Annotated in this window: 15 protein-coding genes; 5 read left to right on the forward strand and 10 right to left on the reverse strand. The window is 60.4% G+C overall.

Features of this window, described 5'->3' with window-relative positions; all coding sequences use genetic code 11:
* The 4 genes from J2X66_RS20625 (at position 1) to J2X66_RS20640 (ending at position 3,560) form a co-directional block, all read left to right on the forward strand.
* A complete protein-coding gene (locus J2X66_RS20625) occupies positions 1–390 on the forward strand; it encodes a RidA family protein (RefSeq protein WP_027923783.1) in 390 nt (129 codons plus the stop codon).
* Between the two features lie 146 nt (positions 391–536).
* Positions 537–1,301, forward strand: a complete 765-nt coding sequence (locus J2X66_RS20630) for an IclR family transcriptional regulator (RefSeq protein WP_027923784.1) — start codon at positions 537–539, stop codon at positions 1,299–1,301.
* A 39-nt stretch (positions 1,302–1,340) separates the two neighbouring features.
* The gene (locus tag J2X66_RS20635) at positions 1,341–2,558 is read left to right on the forward strand and encodes an amino acid deaminase (RefSeq protein WP_310267754.1); all 1,218 of its coding nucleotides are present in this window, start codon (positions 1,341–1,343) and stop codon (positions 2,556–2,558) included.
* Positions 2,559–2,627: 69 nt separating this feature from the next.
* Positions 2,628–3,560, forward strand: coding sequence for a sugar kinase (locus J2X66_RS20640; RefSeq protein ID WP_310267757.1), 933 nt, complete (start codon positions 2,628–2,630; stop codon positions 3,558–3,560).
* 110 nt (positions 3,561–3,670) lie between these two features.
* Here the strand turns inward: J2X66_RS20640 and J2X66_RS20645 are convergent, their stop codons facing one another.
* Complete coding sequence (locus tag J2X66_RS20645) at positions 3,671–3,946, reverse strand: peptidylprolyl isomerase (protein WP_007898282.1); 276 nt, start codon at positions 3,944–3,946, stop codon at positions 3,671–3,673.
* A 51-nt stretch (positions 3,947–3,997) separates the two neighbouring features.
* Positions 3,998–6,535, reverse strand: coding sequence for a PAS domain-containing protein (locus J2X66_RS20650; protein ID WP_310267759.1), 2,538 nt, complete (start codon positions 6,533–6,535; stop codon positions 3,998–4,000).
* A gap of 121 nt (positions 6,536–6,656) precedes the next feature.
* On the opposite strand from J2X66_RS20650, the gene J2X66_RS20655 reads away from it, so the two are divergent.
* Positions 6,657–7,757 (forward strand): PilT/PilU family type 4a pilus ATPase, encoded by a 1,101-nt coding sequence (locus J2X66_RS20655; protein WP_310267762.1) that lies wholly within the window; start codon positions 6,657–6,659, stop codon positions 7,755–7,757.
* Between the two features lie 43 nt (positions 7,758–7,800).
* On the opposite strand, the gene J2X66_RS20660 is transcribed toward J2X66_RS20655, so the two are convergent.
* The 8 genes from J2X66_RS20660 to J2X66_RS20695 all read right to left on the reverse strand — a co-directional run bounded on the left by J2X66_RS20660 (position 7,801) and on the right by J2X66_RS20695 (position 19,415).
* Complete coding sequence (locus J2X66_RS20660; protein WP_310267765.1) at positions 7,801–9,756, reverse strand: acetoacetate--CoA ligase; 1,956 nt, start codon at positions 9,754–9,756, stop codon at positions 7,801–7,803.
* Positions 9,757–9,876: 120 nt separating this feature from the next.
* Positions 9,877–10,650, reverse strand: a complete 774-nt coding sequence (hbdH, locus tag J2X66_RS20665) for a 3-hydroxybutyrate dehydrogenase (RefSeq protein ID WP_310267768.1) — start codon at positions 10,648–10,650, stop codon at positions 9,877–9,879.
* 7 nt (positions 10,651–10,657) lie between these two features.
* Positions 10,658–12,049, reverse strand: a complete 1,392-nt coding sequence (locus J2X66_RS20670; protein WP_310267771.1) for a GntP family permease — start codon at positions 12,047–12,049, stop codon at positions 10,658–10,660.
* 285 nt (positions 12,050–12,334) lie between these two features.
* Entirely contained in the window at positions 12,335–13,750 is a 1,416-nt protein-coding gene (locus J2X66_RS20675; protein WP_310267777.1) for a sigma 54-interacting transcriptional regulator, read from the reverse strand.
* 124 nt (positions 13,751–13,874) lie between these two features.
* Positions 13,875–15,449 carry an ABC transporter ATP-binding protein gene (locus tag J2X66_RS20680; protein WP_310267780.1) on the reverse strand — a complete coding sequence of 525 codons (1,575 nt, stop codon included), beginning with the start codon at positions 15,447–15,449 and terminating at the stop codon, positions 13,875–13,877.
* 14 nt (positions 15,450–15,463) lie between these two features.
* Positions 15,464–16,486 (reverse strand): ABC transporter permease, encoded by a 1,023-nt coding sequence (locus J2X66_RS20685; RefSeq protein WP_310267783.1) that lies wholly within the window; start codon positions 16,484–16,486, stop codon positions 15,464–15,466.
* Entirely contained in the window at positions 16,486–17,547 is a 1,062-nt protein-coding gene (locus J2X66_RS20690) for a microcin C ABC transporter permease YejB (RefSeq protein WP_059182860.1), read from the reverse strand. The genes J2X66_RS20685 and J2X66_RS20690 overlap by 1 nt, the downstream gene beginning before the upstream one ends.
* Entirely contained in the window at positions 17,547–19,415 is a 1,869-nt protein-coding gene (locus tag J2X66_RS20695; RefSeq protein ID WP_310267787.1) for an extracellular solute-binding protein, read from the reverse strand. The genes J2X66_RS20690 and J2X66_RS20695 overlap by 1 nt, the downstream gene beginning before the upstream one ends.
* Positions 19,416–19,500 lie beyond the last annotated feature (85 nt).

Raw genomic sequence — 19,500 nt, forward strand, 5'->3', positions numbered from 1 at the left:
ATGAGCATTACTCGTTACGGCACCGGCAGTAGCGCCGCTGGCGGTACGCCTCGTCCTTTCGCCCGCGCCGTTGAAGCCGATGGCTGGCTACACGTTTCCGGGCAGGTGCCGGCGCTGGATGGCGAGATCATCACGGGGGGCATCGTCGAACAGACCCACCAGACCATGAAGAATCTGATTGCGATTCTGCAAGAGGCCGGTTATGGCCTGGAAGATGTGGTGCGTGCTGGCGTGTGGCTGGAGGATCCACGGGACTTCACGAGTTTCAACAAGGTCTTCTCCGAGTACTTCAAACCCGAACACGCTCCGGCGCGAGCCTGCGTGCAGGCGAACATGATGGTCGACTGCAAGGTTGAGATCGACTGCATCGCGTACAAGAAAAAGGCCTGAACCGAGTCGCGCCCCTCGCGGGCAAGCCACGCTCACACAGGGGAATGCATTTCAAATGTAGGCGCGTGGCTTGCCCGCGAGGGCGACCTAACAGTCGGCATCGCACTCTAGGTAAACTCCCGGCACTTTGTATGGGAACCAATGAAATGACCGAAGACACCATCAAGCGCCGGGCTCGCGGTCTGGACCGGGCGTTCGATATCCTCGACTTCCTCAAGGAAATCGGCAAACCCCTGCGCCCGAATGAAATTGCCAGCGGCATCGGCAGCCCGAAATCCACGGTCTACGAATTGGTGGCCTCACTGCTGGAACGGCGCATTCTGGAAACCGTGGGCAAGGACGGTCATGTCTACCTCGGCCGTCAGTTGTACTTCCTCGGCCAGGCGCATTTGCGCCATTTTGACTTGACCCGCGAGGCCGATCTCGCCTTGCAGGAAATCGTCAGCCAGACCCACGAAACCGCGCAGATGTGCCTGCTTAACGGGCGCAAATACACCGTGGCGCTGATGAAGGAGGGCGAGCGGCATTTCCGCATTTCCTCGGACATCGGCGAGAACGCGCCGATCCCCTGGACCGCTTCCGGACGCCTGCTGTTGGCGCATTTGAGTGACGAGGAAATTGTTGACCTGATCGACCATGACGACTTCATCCTGCCCAACGGCGAACGCCTGCCGCTGGAACAGTTTCTGGCGGAAATCCGTCAGGCCGGTATCGATGGCTTTTTCTCCTTCGATAGCGTCGCCGACACCTTTACCCATTGCTTCGCCGCCCCGGTCAAAGACCCCAACGGCGTGGCCATTGCGACCCTGTGCATCGTGGCCCCACGGGCTGATGCCAAGACCCATTACAACGACTATCGCCGAGTGCTGATCGACAACGCCAATCACCTGGCCCGGCGTATCAACGAATAAATGCGGCTGCCTGCGGCCGCGAATGTGAGGAGTTCGACCATGTCTACTGCCAACAATACTGCCGCCGTGGAAAAAGGTTTTGCCCAGACCGGCGCCAACCTGGTCCGCGATGTCAGCCTGCCGGCGCTGGTGCTGCACCGCGAAGCACTGGAGCACAACATTCGGTGGATGCAGGACTTTGTCAGCAACAGCGGCGCTGAACTCGCGCCCCACGGCAAAACCAGCATGACCCCGGCCTTGTTTCGCCGCCAACTGGACGCCGGCGCCTGGGGCATCACCCTGGCCAGCGCCACGCAAACCCGCGCGGCCTATGCCCATGGCGTGCGTCGTGTGCTGATGGCCAACCAATTGGTCGGTACGCCGAACATGGCGTTGATCGCCGATCTGCTGGCGGACCCGACGTTCGATTTCCATTGCATGGTCGATCACCCGGACAACGTCGCTGACCTCGGCGCCTACTTTGCCTCGCGCGGCGTGCGCCTGAACGTGATGATCGAATACGGTGTGGTCGGCGGCCGTTGCGGTTGCCGCACTGAAGACGAAGTCATCGCGCTGGCCAAAGCCATCAACGCGCAACCGGCGCTGGCCCTGACCGGTATCGAAGGCTACGAAGGCGTAATCCATGGCGATCATGCGGTGAGCGGCATCCGCGCATTCGCCCAGTCATTGGTGCGTTTGGCCGTGCAGTTGCAGGACAGCGGCGCGTTTGCGATTGCCAAGCCGATCATCACTGCGTCGGGTTCCGCCTGGTATGACTTGATTGCCGAGGAGTTCGAAGCACAGAACGCTGGCGGGCGTTTTCTCAGTCTGTTGCGTCCGGGCAGCTACGTGGCCCACGACCATGGCATCTACAAGGAAGCGCAATGCTGTGTGCTCGACCGTCGTAGTGACCTGAACGAAGGCCTGCGTCCGGCGCTGGAAGTCTGGGCGCACGTGCAGTCGATGCCGGAACCGGGTTTTGCGGTGATTGCCCTGGGCAAGCGCGATGTAGCGTACGACGCCGGTCTGCCGGTGCCGTTGCTGCGTTACAAGGCCGGTGTGGTGCCGGCGAAGGGCGATGACGTCAGTGCCTGCAAGGTGACGGCAGTGATGGACCAGCACGCGTTCATGACCGTGGCGCCGGGGGTGGAGTTGCGGGTCGGCGATATCATTTCGTTCGGCACGTCTCACCCGTGCCTGACGTTCGACAAGTGGCGCACGGGGTGTCTGGTGGATGATCAGATGAATGTCATCGAAACCATGGAAACCTGTTTCTAAGGCTTGAGACAGAGGCGCTGCTATCGCGTGCCCGCCCAGACAACAAAGAAACACCAGAGACCCTACACAATGCACACCATTAACACCCTCGGCCCCAACATCCCGCGCATCGCCCTGATCGGCGAATGCATGATCGAACTGCAACAACGCGCCGACGGCAGCCTGCAACAAAGCTTCGGCGGCGACACCCTGAACACCGCCGTCTACCTGTCCCGTGAACTGGGCGAGCGCGGCATCGTCGATTACGTCACCGCCCTGGGCGACGACAGCTTCAGCGACGCGATGTGCCAGAACTGGGCCAGCGAAAACATCGGCCTGGGCATGGTCCAGCGTTTACCCGGACGTTTGCCCGGCTTGTATTGCATCCAGACCGACGCCGCCGGCGAGCGTCGTTTCCTTTACTGGCGCAACGAAGCGGCCGTGCGCGATTGCTTCACCACACCCGCCGCCGCGCCGATTCTGGCGGCGCTGCCAGATTACGACGTGCTGTATTTCAGCGGTATCACCCTGGCGGTGCTCGGTGTGCAAGGTCGTGAAAAGCTGCTGGAAACCCTGATCGAAGCCCGCCAGCGAGATGCGCGGATCGTCTTCGACAACAACTACCGGCCACGCTTGTGGGCCACGGTTGAAGAAGCGCGGGCGGCGTATCGCAGTGTGTTGCCGTATGTGGACCTGGCGTTGCTGACGGTTGAGGACGAGCAGGCGCTGTTCCATTTCTCAAGTTGCCAGGCGGTGTTCGATGCTTACGAGCAGATCGGCACGCCGGAAGTGGTGCTCAAGCGCGGTTCGCAAGCATGCCTGATTCGCTGTAACGGCGAGTCGTTTGAGGTGCCGGCGCAGAAGGTCGAACGCGTCGTGGATACGACGGCGGCGGGGGATTCGTTCAGTGCGGCGTACCTGGCCAGTCGGCTCAAGGGCGCGAGCGCGGTGGAAGCGGCTGAGGCGGGGCATCGGTTGGCGAGTCGGGTGATTCAGGTGCCGGGGGCGCTGATCCCTGGATAAGGGGGAATGGCCGTCTGCTTCGCAGTCGGTTCGCGAGCAGGCTCGCTCCTACAGGGGAACGCATTCCAATGTGGGGAGCTTGCTCGCGATGAGGCCCTAAAGCCAATCCGTCAATCCCGGTAAAACACCTGCACCAGGTGATACCCGAACTTGCTCTTGATCGGTCCGTGCACCACCCGCAGCGGTTTCTTGAAAATCACCGCATCAATCACCCCGACCATCTGCCCCGGCCGCACTTCACCGAGGTCGCCGCCGCGCTTGCCGGACGGGCAAGTGGAGTACTTTTTGGCCAGCACATCGAAGGCTTCACCCTTGGCGATGCGTTGTTTGAGCTGCTCGGCTTCTTCCGAGGTTTTCACCAGAATGTGGCGGGCTTGAGCTTTCATGGGGCGTACCTTGCAACGTGCTGACAGCGGGGCGGGCGATTATGCCTCAACTCACTCGGGTTGGCCGATCATCGTGCGAATCTTGTTGGCCAGCAAGTCGATGGAAAAGGGCTTGGCCACCATGTCCATGCCTTCCTCCAGAAAGCCCTGGCGTTCCGCGGCGGTTTCCGCGTAACCGGTCATGAACAGCACTTTGAGGTCCGGGCGATGCTGGCGGGCGATCTCCGCCAGTTGCCGACCGTTCATGCCCGGCAGTCCGACATCGGTCACCAGCAGATCAACCCGCAAATCCGATTCCAGCAAGGGCAGGGCAGCCTTGGCGTCCTCAGCTTCGTGAGCGTGGTAACCCAACTCATTGAGCAAGTCGAGCACCAGCATGCGCACCGCCGGGTCGTCTTCCACCAGTACCACGGTTTCACCGGCAATCGCCGCTGGCGCCTCGCCCGTGACCGGCACCAGCACGTTTTCCGGTTCCATGGCATGCAAGCGCGGCAGGTACAGACGCACGCTGGTGCCTTTGCCCGGCAGGCTGAACAGGCTGACATGCCCGCCTGATTGCTGGGCGAAGCCGTAGATCATCGACAGCCCCAGCCCTGTGCCCTGGCCAATGGGTTTGGTGGTGAAGAACGGGTCAAACGCCTTGGCCAGTACCGAGGGTGTCATGCCGGTGCTGTTGTCACTGACCGCGATCATCACGTAATCCCCGGCCTTGACCGGTTCCAGTGTGGTGATGTCCGTGCCGTCGAGGTAGACATTGCTCGTTTCGATCAGCAGTTTGCCGCCATCGGGCATCGCATCGCGGGCGTTGATCACCAGGTTGAGCAGGGCGTTTTCCAGTTGGCTGACGTCGGTGCTGATCGGCCAGACTTCATCGGCCAGTTGCAGATTGAGCTCGATATGGTCGCCCGTGGTCCGGCTGAGCAAGTCTTCCAGCGAGCGCACCAGTTCATTGGCATTCAGCGGTTTGCGATCCAGTGACTGGCGACGGGAAAACGCCAGCAGGCGATGGGTCAACGCGGCGGCGCGGTTGGCCGAGGACACCGCGGCTTCGGTAAAACGGCTGATCTCGTGAGTGCGCCCATCGGCGATGTAGCGCTGCATCAAGTCAAGGCTGCCAATAATCCCGGTAAGCATGTTGTTGAAGTCATGGGCGATACCGCCGGTAAGCTGGCCGACCGCTTCCATTTTTTGAGCATGGCGTAAGGCGTCCTCGGCACGCTCGCGCTCGACCATCTCGTTTTGCAGGCGCTGGTTGGCTTCGGCCAGCTGCCGGGTACGGGCGGCGACACGCTCTTCCAGGGTTTCATTGAGATTGCGCAAGGCTTCTTCGGTCTGTTTGCGCTCGGTTTCGTCGATCACAAAAATGTAGAAGCCATTCACCGCGCCATCCGCACCGTGGCGCGGCAGGTAGTTCATCAGCGCATGCCGCAGGCTGCCATCACGGTGTGGCGTGCTGATGCTGAAACAACAAGGTTTGCCCGTGAGTGCTTCAGCAATGTGTTCAGCACGTAAGGCATAGGCCTCGTCACCCAGTACTTCGCGAATGGTTCTGCCGTAGAGCTCTTGCGGCGTCAGGCCGTACCAGTCCAGGTACGCGGAATTGTTCAGGCGGAAACGCTCTTCGCTGTCGACGTAGCTGATCAGGATCGGCATCGCGTTGATGATCAATTGCAGCTCGGTCTGGCTCTGGCGCAGGGCCTGTTCGGTGCGTTTGCGCTCGGTCAGGTCCAGCGCGGCGCCGAGAAAGCGCATCGGCCGGCCGTGGTGATCCTTGTAGCAGCGCCCCCGGGCAAATACCCAGCTCAACTGCCCATCGGATTGCAGCAGGCGATATTCCTCGGCGTACTCGGTGCCATGGGTGATGCAGTGCTTGATGCTGCGCGCAATCATCGCCCGGTCTTCCGGGTGAACGCCTTGGAGGTAGGCACTGATCGGCAACTCCCCGGCCAACGCCGGATCGATGCCGTGCAGTTGGGCAAAATGAGCGTCGGCGAGGAAACGGTCTTCGCCGATGTCCCAATCCCAGGTGCCCACCGAGTCGGTCGCGGCCAAGGCCAGTTGCAGGCGCTGTTCGGTTTCGCGCTGGGCCTTGAGGCTGGCGGCCGAGCGTTGTTCCAGTTCAAGGGCGATGCGGCGACGTTCGTTGGTTTCGATGGCAGTGACCAGAATGCCCGCCACCTCGGCGCTTTCATCGCGGATCGGGCTGTAGGTCAAATCCAGCCAGAAGTCGGAATCTCCACCGTCACGTTGCAGGGTAAAGCGCTGTTCGCTGTAGGTGCGCACCTGGCCTTGTAGGACGGCGCTGTAAATCGGGTCGGTAAAGGCCTGGAGTTCTGGCCATATCTGGTGCGTCGGCTGTCCGAAAGCGTGTGGATGTTTGCTGCCAGCGAGCAGGGCGAAGCCGTCGTTATAGATCTGTGTCAGCTGCGGTCCCCATAGCAACAGCATCGGCATCGGTGAGTGAATCACGATGTCGACGGCGGTGCGCAGGCTCTGCGGCCAGGTGCCAGCAGGGCCCAAGGGGGTCTGTGTCCAGTCCAGTCGGGCAATCAAGGCCTGGGCATCGCTGCCGGTGGGTGATGCGTTCATCAAGTGGTCCTGCGTTTAAGTCGGTGTGGCGGCGTCTACTATCCTCGTAGGGCGGTAGAGGCTGGATGACCCCTGTCGGGTCATTATTTTTTCATTGAATGCTTCGCGGGTGTTTTTTGCCATGGAAATCGATGCACTGTTGAAACTTCTGGCCAGCGGTAATGGCTCCGATCTTTATCTCTCCACGGCGGCACCGCCCAGCGCGCGGATTGACGGCGTCCTTAAACCGTTGTGCGATCAGCCGTTCAAACCCGGTGAAGTCGCGGCAATGGCCGCATCCATCATGGACGCCGAACAGCGTCTGGAGTTCGAGCGCGACCTGGAAATGAACCTGGCCATTTCGTTGTCGGGGATCGGGCGCTTTCGGGTCAATCTGTTCAAGCAACGCAACGACGTGTCCATTGTGATACGTAACATCAAACTCGACATCCCGCGCTTCGAAGATCTCAAGTTACCCCCCGTGCTGCTGGACACCGTGATGCTCAAGCAAGGCCTGATACTGTTCGTCGGCGCCACAGACTCGGGCAAGTCGACATCGCTGGCGGCGCTGATCGACTACCGCAATCGCCACAGCAGCGGTCATATCGTCACCATTGAAGACCCGATCGAATATATCCATCGGCACAAGCAGTCGATCATCAACCAGCGTGAAGTGGGCGTCGATACCCGAAGTTTTCATGCGGCATTAAAAAACACCCTGCGCCAGGCACCGGACGTGGTGCTGATCGGCGAAATTCGTGACCGCGAAACCATGGAGCACGCGCTGGCGTTTGCCGATACCGGACACTTGGTGATTTCCACTTTGCATGCACACAACGCTCATCAGGCGTTGGACCGTATCATCAATTTCTTCCCCGAAGAACGTCGCACGCAACTGCTGCATGACCTGGGCAACAATCTCAAGGCGTTTGTGTCCCAACGCCTGGTGCCCGGCCGCGACGGTCAGCGCCGGGCGGTGGTGGAGGTGATGCTGGGTTCGCCGACCATTGGCGACTTGATTCGGCGTAATGAGCTGTCTGAGCTGAAAGGCATCATGGAGAAATCGTCGGAGTCGGGCATGCAGACCTTTGACGGTGCGCTGTATGCGTTGGTCGTGGAAGGGGCGGTCAGTGAGGAGGAGGCGTTGAAGCATGCGGATTCGGTGAACAACCTGCGGTTGCGGTTGAAACTGCATACGGAGGCGTCAGCGCCGACTTCAGGCGAATGGGGCCTTATGGACTGACACACCGCTTTCGCGAGCAGGCTCGCTCCTACAGGGGGGGGCTTCAGGTCTGGAGTTCAGGGCGGTTGCGGAATTGCTCCAGCGCCTCGGGATTGGCCAGGGCGTCGGTGTTCTTTACCTTCTGGCCATGCACCACATTCCTCACCGCCAATTCGACGACCTTCCCGCTGATGGTTCGTGGAATATCGATCACCGCGACAATCTTCGCCGGCACATGTCGCGGCGTGGTGTTAGCGCGAATCACCTGGCGGATTTGTTGCTGCAAGGCTTCATCCAGTTCGACACCGTCGCGCAATCGCACAAACAACACGACCCGTACGTCATCCTGCCATTGCTGACCGATGGCTACGCTGTCCAGTACTTGCGGGACTTTTTCCACCTGCCGGTAGATTTCCGCCGTGCCGATGCGCACGCCGCCCGGGTTGAGCACCGCGTCCGAACGCCCGTGGATCATCATCGCGCCGTGAGGCAGTTGCTCGGCGTAATCGCCCTGGGCCCAAACACCGGGAAACTGGCTGAAATAGGAAGCGTGCAACTTTTCATTCTCAGGGTCATTCCAAAAGCCGATGGGCATGGCCGGGAAATGCCGGGTACATACCAGTTCACCTTTCTCTGCGATCACCGGTTGGCCGTCGTCATTCCAGACTTCAACCGCCATGCCCAGGCTCTTGCCCTGTATTTCGCCACGACGTACCGGTTGAAACGGGTTGCCGTTCACAAAACACGAAACGACGTCCGTACCGCCGGACATCGACGCCAGGCACACGTCAGTCTTGAGGTCGCGGTAAACATAGTCGTAACTCTGGGGCGACAGCGCGGAGCCGGTGCAGAGCAGGGTTTTCAGACTGCTCAAGTCATGGCTTTCGCGCGGCTTCACGCCATTGCTTTGCAGGGTCGCCAAGTACTTGGGGCTGGTGCCGAATACGCTGACCTGTTCATCGTCTATCAGGTCGATCAACCGTTCCGGGTTTGGATGGAACGGCGAGCCGTCGTATAGCACCACGGCGCTGCCGACGGCGAGGGCCGAGACCAGCCAGTTCCACATCATCCAGCCGCAGGTGGTGTAGTAGAACAAACGGTCACCCGCGCCGAGATCGCAATGCAACCCATGTTCTTTGACGTGCTGCAGCAACACGCCGCCGGTGCTGTGGATGATGCATTTCGGCACGCCGGTGGTGCCGCTGGAGTAGAGGATGTACAGCGGATGCGCGAAGGGCACGGGGACAAAATCCGGCTCGCCGCCCACGTCGTAAAAGTCCTCCCACAACGTCACATTGGCAGGGGTGTGGAAGTCGACGATGTGCGCCTGCGGCCGCGCATAAGGCACCACAATTAACTGCTGCAAGGACGGCAGGCGCGAGAGGATTTCGTTGATTTTGCCGGTCTGGTCGATGTCCTTGCCGGCGTAGCGGTAACCGGCGCAGGTGATCAGCACCTTCGGTTCGATCTGGCCGAAGCGGTCGATCACGCCTTGGGTGCCGAAGTCCGGCGAGGAACAGGACCAGATCGCTCCCAGGCTGGTGGTGCCAAGCATGGCCACCAGGGTTTGCCAGGTGTTGGGCATGCACGCGGCGACACGGTCGCCGAGGCCGACGCCGGCCGCAATCAAACTGTACTGGAACCCGGCGACATGCTCGGCCAGTTCCGCCCAGGTCAGGTGTTCGCGCTGGCCGTTCTCGCCAATGGCAATCACCGCGATGGCATCGTCGCGACGGCGCAACAGGTGTTCGGCAAAGTTCAGGGTGGCGCCGGGAAACCACTGGGCGCTGGGCATTTGCGCGCCCTCGACCAGCACGGCGTCGGGTTGGTCGTGGAAGCGGATGTCGAAGAAATCGACGATGGCCTGCCAGAAGTCTTCGCGCTGATCGATGGACCATTGGTGCAGGGCCGGGTAGTCATCAATGTGGACGTGGTGGCGCTGGCTGATGGAACGCCGAAAGGCCTCCATGCGCGTCTTGGCGATGCGCTCCGCACTGGGTTGCCAGAGGATGTCGGACATGATTTGCCTCTTTTTCTATCTGGAGATCCAATCGCGGGCAAGCCACGCTCCCACAGGTAAACGCGATCCAAGGTGGGAGCGTGGCTTGCCCGCGATGAACGATAACGCGGTTTGAGGGGATTACTGCGCCAACCACCCACCATCAATATTCCACGCCGCGCCACGCACCTGGCTACCGGCCTCGCTGCACAAAAACAACACCAACTCGCCCAGTTGCGGCGGGGTAACGAACTCCAGTGACGGCTGTTTCTCAGCCAGCAAATCATGCTGCGCCTGCTGCGGATCGATCCCGGTCGCGGCACGGTCATCAATCTGCTTCTGCACCAGCGGCGTCAATACCCAGCCCGGGCAAATCGCGTTGCACGTCACGTGCGTCGTCGCGGTTTCCAGGCCCACCACTTTGGTCAAGCCGATCACCCCATGCTTGGCCGCCACGTAAGCCGCTTTGCCAACCGACCCAACTTGGCCGTGCACTGAGGCAATGTTGATTATCCGCCCCCAGTTCTTCGCCCGCATACGCGGCAGGCAAAGGCGGGTGCTGTGAAACACCGAGGACAGGTTGATCGCGATAATCGAGTCCCAACGCTCCACCGGAAAATCTTCCACCGACGCCACGTGCTGGATGCCGGCGTTGTTGACCAGAATGTCGATGCCACCGAACTCACGCTCGGCATACGCAACCATCTCGGCGATCTGCGCCGGATCGCTGACATCGGCCGGGTGATGACCCACTTTGCCGCCGAACTGCTGGACCTCGGCAATCACCTTGGAAGCATCGCCGAAACCATTGAGCACCACATTGGCGCCGGCCTTGGCCAGGCTGAGCGCAATGCCCAGGCCGATGCCGCTGGTGGAACCGGTGACCAGTGCGGTCTTGCCTGTAAGAGTCGTCATGAATACCTCACACAATGCCAGTGGCGTAGAAAGTGCCGATGACCACGAAGACCGCCAGGGTCTTGATCAGCGTGATACAGAAAATGTCTTTATAGGCTTCACGATGCGTCAGCCCGGTGACTGCCAGCAAGGTAATCACCGCGCCGTTGTGCGGCAGGGTGTCCATGCCACCGCTCGCCATCGCAGCCACGCGGTGCAGCACTTCCAGCGGAATGTTGGCCGCGTGGGCCGCCGCGATGAAGTCATTGGCCATGGCCGCCAGCGCGATGCTCATGCCGCCGGATGCAGAACCGGTGATGCCCGCGAGCAAGGTCACGGTAATCGCTTCGTTGACCAGCGGGTTCGGAATGCTCTTGAGCCAGTCAGCCAGTACCAGGAAGCCTGGCAGCGAAGCAATCACCGCACCGAAGCCGTATTCCGACGCGGTGTTCATCGCCGCGAGCAACGCGCCACTGACCGCACTTTTGCTGCCTTCAGCGAGTTTGCTGCGAATCGCCTGGAAGCCAAACACCAGCACCATGATGATGCCCACCAAAAGCGCCGCCTGAACCGCCCAGATCGCCGTCAGTTTGGCGATTTCGGTGGTGACTGGCGCGGCCATGCCCGGCAGCGCGAGGCTGTGGGTCTTGCCGTACCACTGCGGAATCCATTGGGTGAACAGCAGGTTCATGATCCCCACGGCCAGCAGCGGCGAAAGGGCGATCCATGGGTTGGGCAGCTTAATGTCGGCGGAGGTTTCCGGTTCGTTGCGCAACTCGGTGCCATAGCCTTCGCCGGCCCGTTGGGCCTTGTTGCGCTGACGCTGGAGAAACAGCATGCCGGTGCAGAACACGAAAATGGTGCCGATCACGCCCAGCCACGGTGCCGCCCAGGCGGTGGTGTTGAAGAAGGTGCTGGGAATGATGTTCTGGATTTGCGGGGTGCCGGGCAGGGCGTCCATGGTGAACGAGAACGCGCCGAGGGCAATGGTCGCCGGGATCAAGCGCTTGGGGATGTCGCTCTGGCGGAACATTTCGGCGGCAAACGGGTAGACCGCGAAGACCACTACAAACAGCGATACGCCGCCGTAAGTGAGCAGGGCGCAGACCAGCACGATCACCAGCATCGCCTGGCGTGTGCCGAGCAGGCGAATGGCGGCGGCGACGATGGAGCGCGAGAAGCCGGACAACTCAATCAGCTTGCCGAACACCGCACCGAGCAGGAACACCGGGAAATACAGTTTGATGAAGCCGACCATTTTTTCCATGAACACCCCGGTGAAGGCAGGGGCGACGGCGGAAGGGTCGGTGAGCAGGACGGCGCCGAGGGCGGCAATCGGGGCGAAAAGGATAACGCTGTAGCCACGGTAAGCAGCGAGCATCAACAGCGCTAGGGCTGCCAAGGCAATGATCACACTCATGGTGTGTCTCCTGAATTGTTATTTTTGTAGGGTAGGTCTTTTGTGGGAGAGGGCTTTAGCGAGATTCGTGCCACAGGGTTAAGTAGTTGAAATATAAGAGTATTTATAGATAGTTGAGGCGGCAGTTAATTATTTGTCTCTTTTTTGAGATGTTTTTTGAGGGTGATGGCTCATCGCGAGCAAGCTCGCTCTCACAAGTTAACTGAGTTGGCCTTGAGAACTCGGCCCCCTGTGGGAATGAGCTTGCTCTCGATGGTCTGTCTAATAATGGAGATTCAAGTCTCTCTATAGAGACTCTGCAATCCCCAACGCCACCATCTTCTTGTACAACGTCGACCGTCCCAAGCCCAGTCGCGCCGCCGCCTCAATGACCTTGCCCCCGCATTGCGCGAGGGTAGATTCAATCAACTGCCGGTCAAACCGCTCCCGAGCCTGGCTGAACGTCTCGTGTTCAACCGCCTCATTCACTTGCGGTGTCGAGCGTTCGACCGGCGTGAAGGTGCCAATCGCCGCACGAATCTCTGCGGCATCCAGCAGCAGATCATCACTGAGTAACGCTGCCCGCTCCAGGACGTTGCGCAATTCACGAATGTTCCCCGGCCACGCGTGTTGACTCAGCAACGCCAGCGCCTCGCGGTTCAGTTCATGCTGGCTGCGCAGTTCCTCAAGAATCGCTTCACTGAGCGCCGGCAGGTCGTCGAGACGATCCCGCAGTGGCGGCACGTGGATGGGCAACACGTTCAGGCGGTAATACAAGTCCGCCCGAAACTCGCCACGTTTGATGGCAGCTTCGAGATCGGTTGAAGTGGCTGCGATCACCCGCACATCGCTGTGGATCACATCATTGGAACCGACCGGCTCGAATTCCTTCTCCTGCAAAACCCGCAGCAGTTTGCTTTGCAGCGGCAGCGGCATGTCGCCGATTTCATCCAGAAATAAGGTGCCGCCCTGGGCGATCTGCAACTTGCCGGCGCGGCCCTTGCGGTCGGCGCCCGTAAACGCGCCTGGGGCGGTGCCGAAGAATTCCGCTTCCAGCAACGATTCGGGAATTGCCGCGCTGTTGATGCTGACAAACGCTTTGTGCGCGCGCGGTGAGGCGCTGTGGATCGCCTGGGCCAGCAGCTCCTTGCCGGTGCCGGTTTCACCGAGCAACAACACGGGCGACTCGGCGCTGGCACTGCGCCGGGCACGGCGTTTGACTTCCAGGCTGGCGGCGCTGGTGCCGATGAAGTGGGCGAAGTTGTACTTGGTCTGGCGTGCCCGCAACAGCGAGCGGGTCGATGCCAGTTCTTCCTGCATGCTCATGTAGCGCTTGAGCATGGGCGACAGGCTGCGCAACTCGTCGAACAGTGCAAAACCAATCGCGCCGATCACCACGCCCGCATCGTCATGAATGGGCAGGCGCATTACTACCAGCGGTTCTTTGGGGGTGTCTTGCATGTCGAGCAAAATCGGGCGTCCGGTGCGCACCACTTCGCGCAGCAGGCTGCCGGGGATCACACTCTCGCAGGCCTTGCCGATTGCCACTTCCGCCGACTCCAGGCCGAAACGCCGGGCATAGCGCTCGTTCATCCAGACGATGTTGGCATCGCGGTCGACAATCACCGTGCCTTCGCTGGACTGCTCGATGATCTCGAACAGCGAGCGGATCGCCAGCAGGCGCACACGCTGGTAGTCCTTGAGGCTTTCGGTGGTGTTCATGGGCTCTTATCCAAAATGTTTAGTGCCAGTGCGGGCCTCATCGCGAGCAGGCTCACTTCTACATTGGAGCGCGGTTTTCTGTAGGCGTGAGCCTGCTCGCGATGGCCGCGACTCGGTCTTGCGACTACCGCGGATGCGCCGCCGCCAACAGCTCTTTGGTGTACGGATGCTGAGGCGATTCAAACACTTTATGGCTGGCACCGCTTTCCACCACTTTGCCGTCCTTGATCACGATCATGTCGTGGGCCAGGGCGCGCACCACTGCCAGGTCATGGCTGATAAACAAATACGTCAGACCGTGTTTTTCCTGAAGTTGGCGGAGCAGGGCGACCACTTGCTTTTGTACGGTACGGTCCAGTGCCGACGTCGGCTCGTCCAGCAGGATCAGCGCCGGTTTCAGCACCAGTGCCCGGGCAATGGCGATGCGTTGACGTTGGCCGCCGGAAAATTCGTGCGGATAGCGATGACGGCTTTGCGGGTCGAGGCCGACTTCTTCCAGCGCTCGAATCACTTCGGCCTTGCACTGTTCGTCCGTCAACTGGCTGTGTACCTCCAGGCCTTCACTGATGATCTGCGCGACCGACATCCGCGGGCTGAGGCTGCCATAAGGGTCCTGAAACACCACCTGCATTTTCTTGCGCCACGGCCGCAGCTGTTTTTGCGTCAGGCCATCCAGCGCCGAGCCCTGAAAGCGGATGCTGCCTTGGGAGTCGAGCAAGCGCAGGATCGCTTGGCCGAGCGTTGACTTGCCCGAACCGGATTCACCGACAATGCCCAGTGTCTTGCCGCGCTGAATGTTGAGGCTGATGCCGTCCACCGCATTGAGGTAGGTCTTGCGCTGAAACAGGCCGCCAGTGAGGGCGAACTGCACGCGCAGGTTGTCCACCTCCAACACGTTCTCGCGCTCGTCGCGGGGCAGGGCTTCGCCCTCCGGCTCGGCGTTCAACAGCAAGCGACTATAAGGGTGCTCCGGCTCGGTGAAGATGGTTTCGCAGGTGGCTTGCTCGACGATTTCCCCGGCTTTCATCACGCACACGCGCTGGGCAATGCTGCGCACCAGATTGAGGTCATGGCTGATCAGGAGCAGCGACATGCCAAGCCGTTGCTGCAGGGATTTGAGCAGGATCAGAATTTTGCGCTGCACTGTGACGTCCAGCGCTGTGGTCGGTTCATCGGCGATCAGCAACTCGGGCTCGCAGGCCAGGGCCATCGCGATCATCACCCGCTGACGCTGTCCACCCGAGAGTTGATGGGGATAAGCCTTGAGCCGTTCCTTGGGCTTCTGGATGCCGACCAGGTGCAACAACTCAAGAATCCGCGCTTGCGCCGCTTTGCCAGTCAGGCCTTTATGCAGCAGCAGGGTTTCGCCGATCTGCTTTTCGATGCTGTGCAGCGGATTGAGCGAGGTCATCGGCTCCTGAAAAATCATCGCGATCCGGTTGCCGCGCAATTCACGCAACACATTGGCCGGGGCGCCGAGCAGTTCCTTGCCACGATAACGGATACTGCCGGTGGATTCGGTGCCGGTTTCGGGCAGTAATTGCAGGATCGAATGCGCCGTCACCGATTTACCGGAACCCGACTCGCCGACCAGCGCCAGGCATTCGCCGGGGCGGATGTCCAGGCACAGGTTGCGCACCACGGTTTCACCGCTGAAGGCGACGCTGAGGTCACGGATTTCGATCAGGGGGGTACTCATATCAACCGTCCGCGTCAGGATCTCGGATCGAAGGCATCACGTAATGCCTCGCCGATAAACACCAGTAAAGAAAGAATCAGCGCCAAAGTGAAAAACGCCGTCAGCCCCAGCCATGGCGCTTGCAGGTTCTGCTTGCCCTGACCGATCAGTTCTCCGAGGGATGCGCTGCCGGCCGGCATGCCGAAACCCAGGAAGTCCAGTGCCGTCAGGGTGGTAATCGCCCCGGTCAGAATGAACGGCAGGTAACTCAGGGTCGCGTTCATCGCGTTTGGCAGAATGTGCCGCACGATCACTTTGCGATCCGACAGGCCCAGCGCCCGGGCGGCTTTGACGTATTCCAGGTTGCGCCCGCGCAGGAATTCGGCGCGCACCACGTCGACCAGCGCCAGCCAGGTAAACAGCGCCATCATCCCGAGCAACCACCAGAAATTCGGCTCGACGAACCCCGAGAGAATGATCAGCAGGTACAGCACCGGCAACCCGGACCAGACTTCCAGCAAGCGCTGGCCGATCAGGTCGACCCAGCCGCCGTAATAGCCTTGAAGGGCGCCGGCGGCAATGCCGATCAGGGCGCTGACAAAGGTCAGCATCAACGCAAACAGGATCGACACGCGGGCGCCAAAGATCACCCGGGCCAATACGTCCCGGGACTGATCGTCGGTGCCCAGCCAGTTCACACTGGAGGGTGGGCTCGGTGCCGGTTTGTTGAGGTCATAGTTGGGCGTGTCATCACTGAACGGGATGGGCGGGAACAGCATCCAGCCGCCGTCCTTTTTAATCAGCTTCTGCACATACTCGCTGCGGTAATCCGCCTGGAACGGCAGTTGCCCGCCGAATGCCTGCTCGGTGTAGCGTTTAAACACCGGGAAATACAACTGGTCCTGATAGCTGACCACCAGCGGCTTGTCGTTGGCGATCAACTCGCCACCCAAGGTCAGCACAAACAGACCAATGAACAACCACAGCGACCACCAGCCCCGGCGATTTTTCTTGAAACGTTCAAAGCGGCGACGGCCCAATGGCGAGAGCTTGAACATCAGGCATTCCTCGCGGCGAAGTCGATGCGCGGGTCGACCAGGGTGTAGCAGAGGTCGCCGACGAGTTTTATCAGCAGGCCGAACAACGTGAAGATAAACAGCGAGCCGAACACCACCGGATAGTCGCGCGATACGGCGGCTTCATAGCTCATGCGGCCGAGGCCATCGAGGGAGAAAATCACTTCGATCAGCAAGGAGCCGGCGAAAAATACGCTGATGAACGCCTGCGGAATCCCCGATACCACCAACAGCATCGCATTGCGGAACACGTGCCCATACAGCACCCGGCGTTCGCTCATGCCTTTGGCACGGGCGGTGATCACGTATTGGCGGGTGATTTCATTGAGGAACGAGTTTTTGGTGAGGATGGTCAGGGTGGCGAAACCGCCAATCACCAGCGACGTGACCGGCAGCACCAGGTGCCAGAAGTAGTCGGCGATTTTGCCCACGGTGGACAGCGAGTCAAAGTTGTCCGAGACCAGCCCGCGCACCGGAAACCAGTTCAACGAGGTGCCGCCCGCAAAGACTACGATCAGGAACATCGCGAACAGGAACGCCGGCATGGCGTAGCCGATGATGATCGCGGTGCTGCTCCAGATATCGAAATGGCTGCCGTGATGTACGGCTTTGCGGATACCCAGGGGGATCGACACCAGGTAGGTGATCAACGTCGCCCACAGCCCGAGGGAAATGGTCACCGGCATTTTTTCGAGGATCAGGTCGGTGACCGTGGCACCACGGAAGAAGCTTTTACCGAAGTCGAGCCGGGCGTAACTGGTAAGCATCAGCCACAGGCGTTCATGGGCGGGTTTGTCGAAACCGTATTGTTTTTCGATGTCCTTGATCAGTTGCGGGTCCAGGCCTCGGCTGGCGCGGGAGGTGCCGTGCATGGTTTCACCGGAACCGCCGCCGACCGTTGCACCGCCGATGCCTTGCAGGTGCGCAATCGCCTGTTCCACCGGGCCACCCGGTGCCGCCTGGACGATGACGAAGTTGACCAACAGAATGATCACCAGCGTCGGGATGATCAGCAGCAAGCGCCGCAGTATGTAAGCCCACATCAGTGTGGTCCTCCGGGTCTGCCACGGCTGATTTGCTCGGCGGTCATTTGCTGGTTGGTCAGCGGCGTGGTGCTTACTTCCCACCAACTCTCGATGGCTTCGTCATTGCTGGCCTGCTCGTTTGGCCGACCGAAGCGGTTCCACCAGACCGTGGAGGTGCCCGGTGGGTAATAGTTGGGAATCCAGTAGTAGTTCCATTGCAGCACCCGGTCGAGCGCGTGGGCGTAACGCAGCATCTCGGGCTGTGTGGTGGCGCGGACCACGCCGGTGATCAGGGTGTCGACCGCCGCATTCTTCAGCACCATGTAGTTATTGGCGCCGGGGTCGTTGGCCGAGATCGAGCCGAAGTAATTGAACAGTTCGCCACCAGGGGAGGTGGTGACCGGGTAGCCGGTAACGATCATGTCGTAGTCGCGGCTCATCAGGCGATTCACGTACTGGGACGAATCGATGCGGCGGATGTTCAGGTCGATGCCGATCTGTTTCAAGGTGCGCTTATAAGGCAGCAGCAGTCGGTCCATACCGTTCTGGCTGACCAGGAAAGTGAAGCGCAGCGGCTCGCCCTCGGCGTTGACCAGTTGATCGCCATCGGGTTTCCAGCCGGCCTGTTCGAGCAGATCCAGTGCTTGCAACTGCTTGTCGCGGATCACACCGCTACCATCGGTTTTCGGTGCCTCGAAGACCTGGGTGAACACCTCGTCGGGAATCTGGCCACGCAACGGTTCAAGGATCGCCAGTTCCGCTGCATCAGGCAGGTGCCGCGCAGCCAGGTCGGTGTTGGAAAAGTAACTCTGCTGGCGGATGTACATGTCACGCATCATCTGCCGGTTGCTCCATTCGAAATCCCAGAGCATGGCCAGAGCCTGACGCACCCGGCGATCCTGGAAAATCGGGTTCTGCAAGTTGAAGACAAATCCTTGCGCCGGTTGCGGTGCGTCTTGGGCCAGATGCGCCTTTTGCAGGCGGCCGTCGCTCAGGGCCGGGCTCTCGTAGCCGATGGAATAGCCGGTGGCGGAGAACTCGCGGTTGTAGTCATAAGCGCCACCACGTAGCACCTGACGGGCAACGTCGGTGTCGCCGAAGTACTCGATGCTGAAATGATCGAAGTTGTAGAGTCCGCGGCTGACCGGTAAATCCTTGCCCCACCAGTTGGCGTCGCGCTCGAAGGTGATGCTGCGACCGGAGTCGACTTTGCCCACCTTATAAGGACCGCTGCCCAAAGGCGCCTCGTACCCGCCGCCGTTGGCGAAGTCGCGGGTCTTCCACCAATGCTCGGGGAATACCGGCAGCGTTGCGATGTCGAGGGGCAGGGTGCGGTTTTCGTTGCTCTTGAAGTCGAACCGAACGGTCAGAGGTGATTCAACTTCCACGCCTTTGACGTCCGCGAACTGGGTGCGATAACGCAGGCTGCCCTGGGTCATTAACAGGTTGTATGAGTAGCGCACGTCTTCGGCCGTGATTGGCGTGCCGTCGGCAAAACGTGCCTTGGGGTTGAGATAGAACCTCAGGAACAGACCGTCGTCCGGGCGCTCCATCTTTTCTGCGACGAGGCCGTACACGGTGTAAGGCTCATCCAGCGAGCGCTGAGCCAGCGGCGCGTAGAGCAAACCGTCAATTTGCGTGACGCCAATGCCCTTGTCGATGTACGGCAGGATATGGTCGAAGTGGCCAATTTCTATCGCCGAGCGCCGCATCGTGCCACCCTTGGGGGCCTGCGGGTTGGTGTAGGCAAAATGACTGAAACCGGCGGGATATTTCGCGGGTTCGCCGTACACGGTCAACGCATGTTGCGGTGCGGCATTCACACCGGCGGCACCCAATAGCAGCGCCACGGCAGTGAACAATAAAGAGGGGAAAGCCAGTCGCATTGTCAGCCTTAGAGCCGGAGGATCGAAAAGCACAATTTGTACGCTAGCGGCGCGTCCCTCGCCAGTCTAAAAACGTATCCGAAAC

The sequence above is a fragment of the Pseudomonas sp. 3296 genome (genome assembly GCF_031456615.1).
GTDB classification, from domain to species: Bacteria; Pseudomonadota; Gammaproteobacteria; order Pseudomonadales; family Pseudomonadaceae; genus Aquipseudomonas; species Aquipseudomonas mucoides.